The organism is Pelistega indica, from assembly GCF_000506865.1.
Lineage (GTDB): Bacteria > Pseudomonadota > Gammaproteobacteria > Burkholderiales > Burkholderiaceae_B > Taylorella > Taylorella indica.
In genome coordinates this window covers 1-12,607 of the sequence record NZ_AYSV01000010.1, presented here as the reverse complement: position 1 = coordinate 12,607, position 12,607 = coordinate 1, and the positions used below count along the sequence as shown (strand labels likewise).

The window sequence follows — 12,607 nt, the reverse complement described above, 5'->3', positions numbered from 1 at the left end:
TAAGCACTGCTGAAGCCTTTCATGWCAGAATGCGTGGATGAAAAACAAAAAAATGATGACGATTACGAATCTCTGCTAATGTTAGATTCTGAAAAATGGGGGCTAATTGATGAAATAAGGCTTGCACTCCTTCACCACTAGATAATAGCCAATATATCTTAGCGTTATTATCCATAGCCTTTTGTAAGTCCCCTACGATTCCTGCCTCTAACATATTATCTTGCCGCTGATAAGTAGCCACATAGTGCACAATAGCCCCTTTTTCTCTAAGCTTATCAGCTAACCATTCTCTACCTGTAGCCGCTCGTAGAATAAGAATATTACTGAATGACGATGGAATATAAGGTTCAAGTAAGGGCCACACTGACTCCGAGTCATTACCATTCTGTGGATAAATAATTTTCTGCTCAGCAATGCCTTTCTGGCGTAAAAAATCTTTGGTCGCTGAGCCCACACAGGCAAAAGACAGCTGTTCAGGAAGTACTAATTTTTTTTCTGTTAATAGGGAAAAAAAACACTCTGCGGCAAAAGCACTCACACAAAAAACCAGATCGATATCTGCTAATTGCTCAATGCTAGCCTGCTCTTCACCAGCTAATTCATTCCATTGACGACATCTCAGTGATAAGGCTGGAACAGATAATATCTCGACATTTTTATTAATTGGCAATTGTCGCGATAAAGCTGAAGCCAAGAGTTTATTCTTGGCTTCGGATCGTGATAACAGAATAATTGAACGTGATGTCATATCGTTATGGATTATTAGCTAATGCTAACGCTTGGTCAATTAACTCTTGCCCACCACTTGATTTAAGCATTGAGGCAACTTGCTGACCCAACTCAAACGCTTTGTCTCTCGTCCCAGTTAATTCAGCACGTAGAATGGTTTTGCCATCAGTAGAGGCAACTAATGCTTGGATATGTAAATCATTGTGTGTCAATTGAGCAAATGCCGCCAAAGGAACCTGACAAGAACCTCCAAGACTTAAGGATACAGCTCGCTCAGCCGTTACACAATCCAATGTATCAGTATCGACTAACGGGGCTAATAAATCAACCATATCTTGACGATCTGCCATGATTTCAATACCTAAGGCACCTTGACCAGCTGCCGGTAGACTATCGTTTGTATCAATAAATGCCTTGATTCGCTCAACTAAACCTAGACGTTTTAAGCCAGCTGCGGCGAGAATAATCGCTGCATATTGACCCTCATCTAATTTACGTAAACGGGTATCCAAATTACCTCGCAAAGGTTTAACCTCTAAATGAGGATAACGCTCACGAATTTGAGATTCTCGACGTAGACTTGATGTCCCAACAACCTCACCTGCAGGTAACTCTGCAAGTGCTGAGTAGTGATTAGACACAAAAGCATCTCTTGGATCATCACGCTCCATCACACACGTTAGTGCGAATGGATACTGCAAATCAACCGGCACATCTTTGAGAGAATGTACCGCCAAATCAGCACGACCATCCATCAAAGCCGTCTCCAATTCTTTGACAAATAATCCCTTACCCCCTACTTTGGATAATGTTTTATCCAAAATCTGGTCGCCTCTTGTCGTCATTTTAAGAAGCTCAACAGTCAAATGAGGATAGCGTGCTTGCAATTGAGAACGCACAAATTCAGCCTGCCAGAGTGCCAAACGACTTTCTCGTGTCGCAATAACCACTTTAGTCATAGAGGGAATAACTGCCATTGATTTTTCCTAGCGTAAATAATTAGCTGCTACGGCTAGAATCACCCCTAGCACAAAGACAATAGCTAACCATTGTAATAGTGATAACGTTTGTTTTTTACTCATAGCATTGGATATCCAAATAATGAATTAAGCTGATTTTTTGCTTTTTGCCCAAAGTAGACCTACAGCAACGACAAAAATAGCCCCTGCAATTTCAGCACCATATTTAACGGTTGACGGTACTAACGCTAATGCCGAATTAGAATCTGCTACTGTTCCAGCATTGGCGAAGAACCATTCGACAATTTTAATATCAGTCACTAACATACCACCTGCAATCCAGCCTAGCAAAGCAGCACCACCAATAACAACACTAGGGAAACGGTCAATTAATTTAAGTACTAATGTACTACCCCAGATAATAATTGGCACAGATACAAGCAAGCCAAAAATAACATAAGCAATTTGGTGATCCGAATGTGTTTTTTCAGCGGCACCGGCAATAGCAATCACATTATCTAAACTCATCACAAAGTCTGCCACTAAAATAGTCTTAACAGCAGACCATACGGTCGTACCTGCATGAATATTATTATGGTCATCATCATGGGGTAGTAATAATTTGATACCAATCCATAGCAATAACACGCCACCTACCACTTTTAAGAAAGGGATATTTAACAATTGCATCGCAAAGAAAATCAAGACGATACGCATAATGATGGCACCAAACGTCCCCCATAAAATCCCTTGTAATCGTTTTGATTTTTCAAGATTACGTGACGCTAATGCAATAATAACGGCATTATCACCACCCAATAAGATGTCAATAAGCACAATACTTGCTACAACACCCCAATTAACATGCTCTAACCAATCTAACATAATACCCCTTCAAATTTAAATCAATTCTTCGCAATTTAAGCACTTGCGAACAAGTTATTATAAAGCAGAAAGCACCTTTAACACCTGTATTTTCATGATGTTTACAAATAAAAAAAGCCGTTTTCATTGATTGAAAACGGCTTTAATCGCATAGATAAAACTAATAAAAAAACAATTCTATTACAGAATAGATTTTAATAATTTACCCATTTCTGAAGGGTTGCGAGTCGTTTTGATTCCGCAAGCTTCCATTGCTTCTAATTTAGCTTCTGCTGTATCAGCACCACCAGAGATAAGTGCACCTGCGTGACCCATACGTTTTCCTGGAGGAGCTGTTACACCAGCAATAAAGCCTACGATTGGTTTTTTCATATTATCTTTAGCCCACATAGCCGCATTAACTTCATCTGGACCACCGATTTCACCAATCATCACCACAGCGTCAGTATCTGGGTCATCATTGAACATTTTGAGGATATCAATATGTTTTAGACCGTTAATTGGGTCACCACCAATACCAACAGCAGAAGATTGACCTAAACCTAGCTCTGTTAATTGAGCTACAGCTTCATAAGTCAATGTACCAGAGCGAGAAACTACACCGATACGACCTTTGCGGTGAATATGACCAGGCATAATACCGATTTTGATTTCGTCAGGTGTAATCAAGCCAGGGCAGTTAGGGCCTAATAGCAATGTTTTGCTATTAAGTTCGCGCATACGATTGCGTACTTCTAACATATCACGAACAGGAATACCCTCTGTAATACAAATAGCTAAATCTAATTCAGCCTCTACTGCTTCTAAAATTGCATGCTGCTGCACCTGCTGGTGGAACATAGATAACAGAAACCGTTGCACCTGTTTGTGCTTTAGCTTCTTTTACTGTACCAAAAATAGGTACCCCTTCAAAATCCTCACCAGCACGTTTTGGGTTTACACCGGCTACAAAACATTCTTTACCGTTTGCGTATTCACGGCACATACGAGTATGGAATTGACCTGTTTTACCAGTGATACCTTGAGTAATAACTTTTGTATCTTTATTAATAAGAATAGACATTGCTTAATTCCTTATTTTTTAGCTGCTTCAACAACTTTAGTTGCTGCTTCAGCCATCGTATCTGCACTAATGATTGGAAGACCAGAATCAGCTAACATTTTCTTACCTAATTCTTCATTTGTTCCTTTCATACGAACTACTAAAGGTACATTTAAGTTAACTGCACGGCAGGCAGCAATCACACCTTCAGCAATTACGTCACAACGCATAATACCACCGAAAATATTCACCAAAATAGCTTTCACATCTTTGTTTTGCAACATGATTTTGAAGGCTTCAGTAACTTTTTCTGCTGTTGCACCACCACCTACGTCAAGGAAGTTAGCTGGCTCACCACCGAATAACTTAATTGTATCCATTGTTGCCATCGCTAAACCAGCACCATTTACTAGACAACCAATATTGCCATCTAATTGAATATAAGCTAAATCAAATTTACTCGCTTCGATTTCAGCTGGGTCTTCTTCGTCTAAGTCACGGTAAGCCACAATTTCTGGATGACGGAATAACGCATTTGAGTCAAAATTGAATTTTGCATCTAATGCACGGATATCACCGTCGCCAGTTAAAATTAATGGGTTGATTTCTGCTAATGATGCATCAGTATCCCAATACGCTTTGTATAATTTTTGGAATTCAGATGCCGCTTTTGCCACTGAAGCCTCAGGAATGCCGATACCTCTAGCTAATTTCTCAGCTTCTTCTTGTGTAAGACCTGTTTTGGGATCAACAAAAACTTTTAGGATTTTCTCAGGAGTGCGCTCTGCCACTTCCTCAATATCCATACCGCCTTCGCTAGATGCCATTACGCAAACACGTTGAGAGGCGCGATCAGTCACAATACCCACATAGTATTCTTTTTTGATGTCAGCGCCTTCTTCGATTAATAGACGGTTAACTTTTTGACCTTGTGGGCCTGTTTGGTGGGTAACTAATTGCATACCCAAGATTTGAGAAGAAAGTTCACGAACTTCCTCAATAGAACGCGCTAATTTAACGCCGCCGCCTTTACCGCGACCACCAGCATGAATTTGAGCCTTAACTACCCATACTGGACCGCCTAATTGCTCAGCCGCTTTAACTGCCTCTTCTACAGAAAAAGCTGGAATGCCACGAGGAACATTCACACCAAATCCTTTCAGAAGCTCTTTGCCTTGATACTCATGAATCTTCATAGATAACCTATAAGAAGTTGAATAAAGCCCTTAATCTACATTGTTAAGGACACTAAAATAAATAAAAATCTAACTGCAATCGAGACCACTTGATCTACGACAACGCTCTATTGTAACTCATTCATTAAGTCATTTGAATGACTGGAATACCACTTTGGATAAAATTCTTTCACTGCATCAGAGTCTAGCCGTAATGCATGACAGCCTTCTAACTGAAAGGGACGCTTACCTAAATCTTCATTCCGCTGATTACGTTTCTTTGAAAGGCTCTGCACAAAAACAGTTGGCAACAATATCGTTAATTCAGACATATGTGTACAACCCTGAGTTTTGGCAAAACGCTCTTTTACTTTTTGTCTGAATCCCTTCAGCAAATGTAACCCTACTAATTGCTGATAAGCCTCTTGAATAGAAAAACAGACCTCAGCATATGGTGCTGCTGCATAACTCGCCTTGGCAGCCACCACTTCACCATCCTCGGTAACCGTTATACATATCGTCATATCATGAACAGCATCCCCTGCTTTCATGACTGTATTATTTGCTTTGGTGAAATCATATGCTTTTACATCTACCAAGGTAGCCTCTAAATCCCATAAGCCATCTTCACGCAAGAAAGAATGAATATCTATTTTGCGATGGTGAACAGGTGTACGCGATACATTACTCATCTGTACTGGCCTCTCCTGTAGTTGCATCATCGAGTAAGATTTCATCATCAGCTTGTGGCTCTGGTATTTGGTCTCCTTCATGCCATTCAAATACCGCGATAGATTCAACATGTGCCGTATGGGGAAACATATTGACAACACCGGCACTGACTAAACGATAACCACCTTGTTTGACTAATACGCCAGCATCTCTTGCCAGTGTAGCAGGATTACAGGAGACATAAACAATACGCTTAGGTCGCTCATTTTCCTGTAATTGAGCTAAGGCTTTTGCCACTGCAAAAGCCCCCTCTCTTGGAGGATCAATCAACATACGATCAAAATAGCCCAAGTCTCTTAACCACTCCACATCTACATCAAACAGGTTAAGTGTAGAAAACTTAGTTTTAGTCTCTAAGTGATGATCTCTGGCAGCAGCTAATGCTCTATCCGTTAACGTTGAACTCCCCTCAATACCTACTACTTCTCTCGCTTGAGTGGCTAGTGGCAAGGTAAAATTACCTAACCCACAGAATAAGTCTGCCACACGATCTGTAGCTTGAACCGCTAATAAACTTAGCGCTTTAGCAATTAAGCTGCGATTAATATAATAATTAACTTGCGTAAAATCACTCGGTTTATAGTGCATACGCAAGCCAAACTGTGGCAATGAATAGGCCAGACGATGCTCATCTTCTGAATGTAATGGCTTTAAGGTATCAGGTCCTTTGGCTTGAGTCCACCAGACAACGTGATATTGTGCGGCAAAAGCTTCTAATTTAGCGATATCCTCTGCAATTAATGGCTCCATATGACGCAAAGCAAGCACGATACACTCATCACCTACAGCAACTTCAATTTGAGGAACCGCCTCTTTAATTGTCAAATCGCCAATTAACTGACGCAAAGGTAACAGTAAATCTGATACAGATTTCGGTAAGACCAAACATTCCTTCATATCAACCACATAACTGCCTCTACGCTCCCGGAATCCAATCAATACAGAATCTTTTTTACGTACATAACGGACAGAAAGACGCGCACGAAATCTATATCCCCACGTAGGTCCATAAATTGCTGGTAATACTTGCGGAATGGCTAGCTTGGCAATATGCTTAAAATTATCTTCTAAGGTACGTTGCTTGACAGCTACTTGAGCTGATGGCTCCAAGTGTTGCATAGCACAGCCACCACAAACCCCATAATTAGGACATTTAGGCTCTACGCGCATAAACGATTGTTTAAGAATTCTCTCTGCACGTGCATTTTCATAAGATGGTTTTTTACGGAAAATATTCGCTTCTACACGCTCTCCAGGCAAAGCTCCTTCTACAAAAATTGCCTTGCCATCACGTCTTGCAATACCTCTTGCTTCATTATCGAGCGATTCAATCGTTAAAATTTCCGACATATACTATACATCCTATGACATTATTTAATAGCCGATATTTTAAGATACTTTATCAGTAAACACGACCAATCCATTCAGTAAACAAGCAAAAAAAAGCCTCGTCGAAACGAGGCTAATAGGGAGAGGAAATTTAAATAAGGGAAAATCGTTTAACAAGAATTAGTTTCTCATCAATCGATGTGTGTATTATGCAATAAACCTAGTTTCAAAAGTATTTCTCCTTTTAGTGTAAATATTTCATTAAATTTCAGCTATTTGCCAATACACTCACTAACCATTATTGAGCAGGTTTAACTTCTTTTTGTAAAGGTTGTGCTTGCTTATCTCTTGGTTCCATTTTTTTGAAATGTTCATCACCATGTCTACGTTGGCGATCTTTAAAATGATCTTTATGCTCTTTTTGATCTTTAATCACTTGTGCTTTTTGGTCTGCTGTCAAACTATCCCAAAATGCTACCAATTTAGAGCGATAAGTTTGTTTGTCATTACTTGCTTCAGCTTGAATTTTATCTTCTTCAGCAAATAGTGCTGAGAAATTAATATCCCCTGACTCAAGTTGTTTTTCACGTAATTCTTTTAGGTTTTTGAAACCTTGTGCTCGTTTTTCCCAAGCTTCTTTTTGAACTTTGCGTAAGTCATCAAACTTAGTTTTTTGTTCATCTGTTAATTTTAAAGACTCAATTAAGCGTGGATGGAAAGGACCCATACCTTCGTGATGAAGCTTCTCACCATTTAACTCAAATCGATGATTTTGTGGCATTTTACCTTGAGCATCTGAAGGAGTAACAGCATAAGAACTACCTACTGAAACACCTAATGCAATAGCTGATAATGCTAAGAAATTTTTGATATTAAAAGTTTTCATAATATTCTCCTTGAATAAATATATGCTACTAATGTGAGTACATTATGATGGAGAACCCATTTCAAAACTATTTCCTTTTAAACCACACTTATTACATTATCTTTCATATAGAGTATTTTTTATCGTAATAGCGAATTAAGAAATACCCATTCTCTATGTAATAGGCATTTTAAGGAGAAAAATAGGAATAAGATGATTAAGGATTAAGACGCACCTACAGTAGTGCTATTTCCAATGGCTTAAATACTCTTGCCAATGCGGTTTATCAAGTTGAGTCAAGGTTTCACGAACCAGCTCAATTTCTTGCTGATATGCCTGTTCATCTAGATCTTGCTTAATCAAACGGAAACGGCAATACATTAACCAAGTATTAACCACATCCGTTTCACAATAGGCGCGCACCTCATCAGCACGCCCATCTTGCCATGCTGTCCATACCTGTGAACCATCCATGCCTAACTTACCGGGAAATCCACAAAGTTTCGCTAATTGGTCAAGGGGTGCATTAGCTCGCCCAGAATAGCCAGCGAGCACATCCATTAAATCTGTATGACGTGTATGATAACGACTGAGGTAATTATTATATTTAAAGTCCCTATCCTCTTCACCCGTATCCCAATAGGCTAGAGAACTTACCCCATGAATTAAACTACGATAATGTAGGACTGGCCAATCAAAACCACTACCATTCCAACTGATAATTTGCGGTTTATAGACATCAATTGTTTTAAAAAACTGGCGAATCATTTTTGCTTCATCTGCCTCATCATCGCCAAGCGTTTTAACTCTAAAGCCGTTATCATCTCTAACACACAGCCGATAACAGCTATTTTTTGTAGGTGATGAGGTAAAAATTCCGTTCCCGTTTTCTCTTTGCGCTCTGCTAAAACCTGTGCAATAAACTCAGCATCACTAAGCGATTCTGCTGGTTCATACAGCGCCCGCAAACCCTCAACATCAGGAATAGTCTCTAAGTCGAAAACGAGATATGGAATCATAAACTTACCTATCACTACTAGCTACGCTTGATTAGCGAGGCAAATAAGAAACTGGATTAACTGGCGTACCATTTCGACGAATTTCGAAATGTAGGCGAGGTGATGTTGTATCTGATTGACCTAACTCAGCAATCTTATCCCCTGCACTAACACGCTGATTTTGTTTCACTAACAGACGTTGATTATGTGCATAGGCAGAAATAAAACCATTGCTATGAGTAATCAAGACTAGATTGCCTAAGCCTCTTAAACCATTACCTACATAAGATACTGTACCCGATGCTGCTGCTTTAACGGGATCACCAAGATTACCTGCAATATCAATCCCACGAGTGCTTTCTGAATAAGAAGAGATAATATTACCTTTGTGCGGCCATGTCCACGAAATCGCAGAGGCATCTGCGGCTTTAGGTGGCGTTACATTCGCATAAGAAGAATCTTTAGGTTGAGTTACAGCGCTACTGCTACCCGATACACTTGAACCTGCACCCACTCGAATACGCTGACCCACTTCAATTTGAGATGGATTTGAAAGATTATTCATACTGAGCAAACGACTAACAGGCACATTATAACGACGTGCAATACTGTACATCGTATCACCACGTTGTACTACGTGTATACCATTGCCAGACACAGCAGATGATCCACCTGAATATCCACCACCAATCGTTGAAATAGGTGCTTTGTTACCTGAACCTGCACAACCTGCTAATACAACAGTAATTAGCGTCAAACCCAAAATCTTTGATTTTTTAAACATACTTTTTAAAACCTTTCTGTAAAAACTTATACATTATCCTAAGTAATCAAAAGCTTAGGCCTGAATCCCTGTCTTTAGGGGAACAAAACGTGTTTGCTCTAGCTCTGTACGAGACCATTCTTGAGGCCCCTTACGCTCAACTAAAACCAATTTCTGTTCTCGCTCACCTTCCGGAGCAATCAAGCGTCCACCAATACTTAACTGTAATAATAACGCTTTAGGTATTTGTAAACCTGCCGCTGCAATAATAATAGAATCAAATGGCGCTACATCTGGTAGCCCCAGCATCCCATCACCTAAGACTAAATGCACCTTAGGCATATCTATAAACTTGGCTAAATTATGCTTAGCTAATTCATGTAATCCATTAATTCGCTCTATTGAGTAAACTTCTTTGAAAATACACGCTAAAATCGCTGCTTGATAACCACAGCCTGAGCCAATTTCTAAAACCTTACCCGATAAAGTTTTATCTTTAATTAGTAATGATATCATTCTTGCGACAACAGATGGCTTAGAAATGGTTTGTCCGTAACCAATTGGTAACGCTTCATCTTCATAAGCTCTAATTGCTGTCCCCTGATCCATAAAGAACTGTCGCTGGACCCTCACCATTGCACGTAGCACACGTTCATCAGTGATATTAAATTGTGTCCTTAAACGAGCAACCATATTAATTCTTTGCTGAATCTGAATTCATACCAGAGTTACGCGATAACACCGTATTAATTTGCTGTTTTAGCGTATCTGACGGTATAGGACCAAGCACACGATTACCCGTCATAAGTTTGGTATTACTATACTTTTTAACAATACGTTTGTCAGACGCTTTTGATAAAGGACCTGACATTGTCGCACTAATAGCCTTTGACACTTTGGAAGGCGTCACAATACGAGTATTACTATTACTTGCGGTTATTTTATTTTTTTTATACATTTCCTTTGATCCATTTTTCTATTTGATTTAGCTGATCAAAGTGCGTTAAATCAAGACGTAATGGCGTAATTGATACCTTTCCTTGAGCAATTGCTGCAATATCCGTATCATCAGCACCATCCAATACCTCACCCACAGGACCAATCCAATAAATAGGCTCACCATGAGGATTTGTACTTTGGATCACCGCTTGACTAGGGTGACGTTTACCTAGTCGAGTCACTTGGATCTGATCAAACTCATGATGAGGTAAGGGAGGAATATTGACATTTAATAAGGTTGGCTTCTCTTGAGGGTGTGCCGAAGCAAATTTTACTATTTCATTGGCAATGTCTGCTGCCGCTTCAATATTCGGCCAATTACGTGCTGTCAATGAAAATGCGATAGAGGGAATACCAAATAGAAAACCCTCTGTCGCTGCGGCTACTGTACCTGAATAAAGCGTATCCTCACAAAGATTAGCACCATTATTGATACCAGAAACCACTAAATCGGGCAACTCCTGCATTACACCTGTTAAGGCAATATGCACGCAATCACTCGGCGTACCATTGACATAATAAAACCCATTGGTGGCTTGTCTAACATTTAATGGACGACTAACTGTGAGTGAATTTGAAGCACCACTATGATTTACCTCAGGAGCAAAAACAGTCACCTCTGCCCATGTAGAAAGCTTTTCATAGAGTAATTCTATCCCTTTTGCAGAGTAACCATCATCATTAGAAAGTAAAATCTTGGGTTTCATTAGCTGTCGCCATCTGTTTAATCGTAGCTGATATTTTAACTTTTTTTTCCATCAAGAAACAAGAAAAGTCCTCATTTTGACAGAATGAAAATGTGAAAAAATGCAAAGTTTTACCTTATCGCAGATTCAATTTTTCACTTAAAAACAAACCAATTTTTACTCTTCAATCAACATATCTTACACAATAAATTTGGCAATAATATCAGACTATGGATATAGCTATTTTCAGTACATAGGTTTTTCTCATCAGTAAAAACTGCACAGCAAAATACACAAAAGGTTTGTCAATAATCCGACATTATTTCTATAATAGAGACTTCTTTTAAATTACCTATAAACATCTTATGTCATTAACGCCAACATTAATACTTGCCTATGTTTTTGCTATCTTCATCGCCTATTTGATGGGATCAATCCCTTTCGCTATCTTGGTAAGTCGTTTATTTGGGCTTCAAGACCCTCGACATTTTGGATCGGGCAATCCCGGTGCTACCAATGTTTTGCGTAGTGGCAATAAAAAAGCTGCCGTACTTACTTTAATTGGCGACGCCTTTAAAGGCTGGCTAGCTGTATTTATAACTAGTCAATTTTTTGCTCAAGATAATTTAGCCATCAGTTTAGTTGCTGTAGCGGCTTTTTTAGGACATGTGTATTCTATTTTTCTGGGTTTCAAGGGTGGCAAAGGTGTTGCGACTGGAATTGGTGTCTTACTAGGTCTAGATCCTAGCCTAGCGCTTATTTTGATAGTCATCTGGCTATTAGTGGCTCTTTTGTTTAAATACTCTTCTCTCGCGGCATTAGTTGCTGCTGGTAGTGCTCCTTTTCTTTACTTAACATTGAATTTTTCCTCTCCCTCATTCTCTAGTGAAATCTTGGTAGCCATTGCCTTTATTAGTCTATTTTTAATTTATAAACATAAAAAAAAATATTCATAATTTATTAATAGGTAAAGAATCAAAAATTGGTCAAAAGAAAAAATAAATAAACCATAGCAGGAATAGAGTAAGCGTCCGGTGAACACATGTATTCATTCCTGCTAAATTGCGCGACACTATGGTTTTGTGTATGTTAGGAGAAATCAATGCCGTCTTTAATGCGTATCGAGACCGCCCAACGAGTGGGAATTCAAGAGCAAGCGTCTAGCCTACTGGCACTAGATAGAATCATCCTGGTGAGTGAGGCGACAGATTTACGAGGCGGGGATGGATACCTTGCGCACTAAGGCAATTCAGCGCTTTGGTCAGGTGGCACCTCACGAAGCCTATGTGTTTATGAATCGCACGCACACGCTTCTTAAATTACTCATGCACGATGCGATGGGGTCGTGGCTATGTGTTCGTCGACTACATGAAGGACGCTTTCACGGTGCAGGCTCACGGATGAATCCGGCACTGTCGGCAGAACAACTGCAGGCCTTAGCCTTG

General features: G+C 39.6%; 12 protein-coding genes and 3 pseudogenes. 3 read left to right on the top strand and 12 right to left on the bottom strand.

The window, feature by feature from the left end; translation table 11 throughout:
* Positions 1-19 precede the first annotated feature (19 nt).
* The 12 genes and pseudogenes from V757_RS16995 to surE all read right to left on the bottom strand — a co-directional run bounded on the left by V757_RS16995 (position 20) and on the right by surE (position 11,183).
* Positions 20-748, bottom strand: coding sequence for a uroporphyrinogen-III synthase (locus V757_RS16995; protein WP_023949210.1), 729 nt, complete (start codon positions 746-748; stop codon positions 20-22).
* Between the two features lie 4 nt (positions 749-752).
* Positions 753-1,706, bottom strand: coding sequence for a hydroxymethylbilane synthase (hemC, locus tag V757_RS16990; protein ID WP_023949208.1), 954 nt, complete (start codon positions 1,704-1,706; stop codon positions 753-755).
* A gap of 129 nt (positions 1,707-1,835) precedes the next feature.
* Entirely contained in the window at positions 1,836-2,573 is a 738-nt protein-coding gene (locus V757_RS16985; RefSeq protein ID WP_023949205.1) for a TerC family protein, read from the bottom strand.
* A 180-nt stretch (positions 2,574-2,753) separates the two neighbouring features.
* Positions 2,754-3,636, bottom strand: a pseudogene (sucD, locus tag V757_RS16980) (succinate--CoA ligase subunit alpha).
* 11 nt (positions 3,637-3,647) lie between these two features.
* Complete coding sequence (gene sucC / locus V757_RS16975; RefSeq protein WP_023949203.1) at positions 3,648-4,811, bottom strand: ADP-forming succinate--CoA ligase subunit beta; 1,164 nt, start codon at positions 4,809-4,811, stop codon at positions 3,648-3,650.
* A 107-nt stretch (positions 4,812-4,918) separates the two neighbouring features.
* Entirely contained in the window at positions 4,919-5,482 is a 564-nt protein-coding gene (locus V757_RS16970; RefSeq protein WP_023949201.1) for a DUF2889 domain-containing protein, read from the bottom strand.
* The gene (gene rlmD, locus V757_RS16965) at positions 5,475-6,872 is read right to left on the bottom strand and encodes a 23S rRNA (uracil(1939)-C(5))-methyltransferase RlmD (RefSeq protein ID WP_023949199.1); all 1,398 of its coding nucleotides are present in this window, start codon (positions 6,870-6,872) and stop codon (positions 5,475-5,477) included. The genes V757_RS16970 and rlmD overlap by 8 nt, the downstream gene beginning before the upstream one ends.
* A gap of 277 nt (positions 6,873-7,149) precedes the next feature.
* On the bottom strand, positions 7,150-7,737 hold the full coding sequence (locus V757_RS16960) for a Spy/CpxP family protein refolding chaperone (protein WP_023949196.1): 588 nt from the start codon (positions 7,735-7,737) through the stop codon (positions 7,150-7,152).
* Between the two features lie 225 nt (positions 7,738-7,962).
* A pseudogene (locus V757_RS16955) lies at positions 7,963-8,735 on the bottom strand (3'-5' exonuclease).
* Between the two features lie 31 nt (positions 8,736-8,766).
* Positions 8,767-9,498: a peptidoglycan DD-metalloendopeptidase family protein gene (locus V757_RS16950; RefSeq protein ID WP_023949194.1), complete on the bottom strand. Its 732-nt coding sequence runs from the start codon at positions 9,496-9,498 to the stop codon at positions 8,767-8,769.
* A gap of 54 nt (positions 9,499-9,552) precedes the next feature.
* Positions 9,553-10,198, bottom strand: a pseudogene (locus tag V757_RS16945) (protein-L-isoaspartate(D-aspartate) O-methyltransferase).
* A 229-nt stretch (positions 10,199-10,427) separates the two neighbouring features.
* Complete coding sequence (gene surE / locus V757_RS16935) at positions 10,428-11,183, bottom strand: 5'/3'-nucleotidase SurE (RefSeq protein ID WP_023949192.1); 756 nt, start codon at positions 11,181-11,183, stop codon at positions 10,428-10,430.
* Between the two features lie 344 nt (positions 11,184-11,527).
* Between surE and plsY the strand changes: the two genes are divergently transcribed.
* The 3 genes from plsY to tnpB form a co-directional block, all read left to right on the top strand.
* Positions 11,528-12,118 carry a glycerol-3-phosphate 1-O-acyltransferase PlsY gene (gene plsY / locus V757_RS16930; RefSeq protein ID WP_052019188.1) on the top strand — a complete coding sequence of 197 codons (591 nt, stop codon included), beginning with the start codon at positions 11,528-11,530 and terminating at the stop codon, positions 12,116-12,118.
* 146 nt (positions 12,119-12,264) lie between these two features.
* Positions 12,265-12,405, top strand: a complete 141-nt coding sequence (locus tag V757_RS28265; protein ID WP_155805776.1) for a hypothetical protein — start codon at positions 12,265-12,267, stop codon at positions 12,403-12,405.
* A partial coding sequence (gene tnpB / locus V757_RS16925; protein ID WP_147628816.1) for an IS66 family insertion sequence element accessory protein TnpB occupies positions 12,386-12,607 on the top strand: 222 nt, incomplete at its 3' end. The genes V757_RS28265 and tnpB, both read left to right, overlap by 20 nt.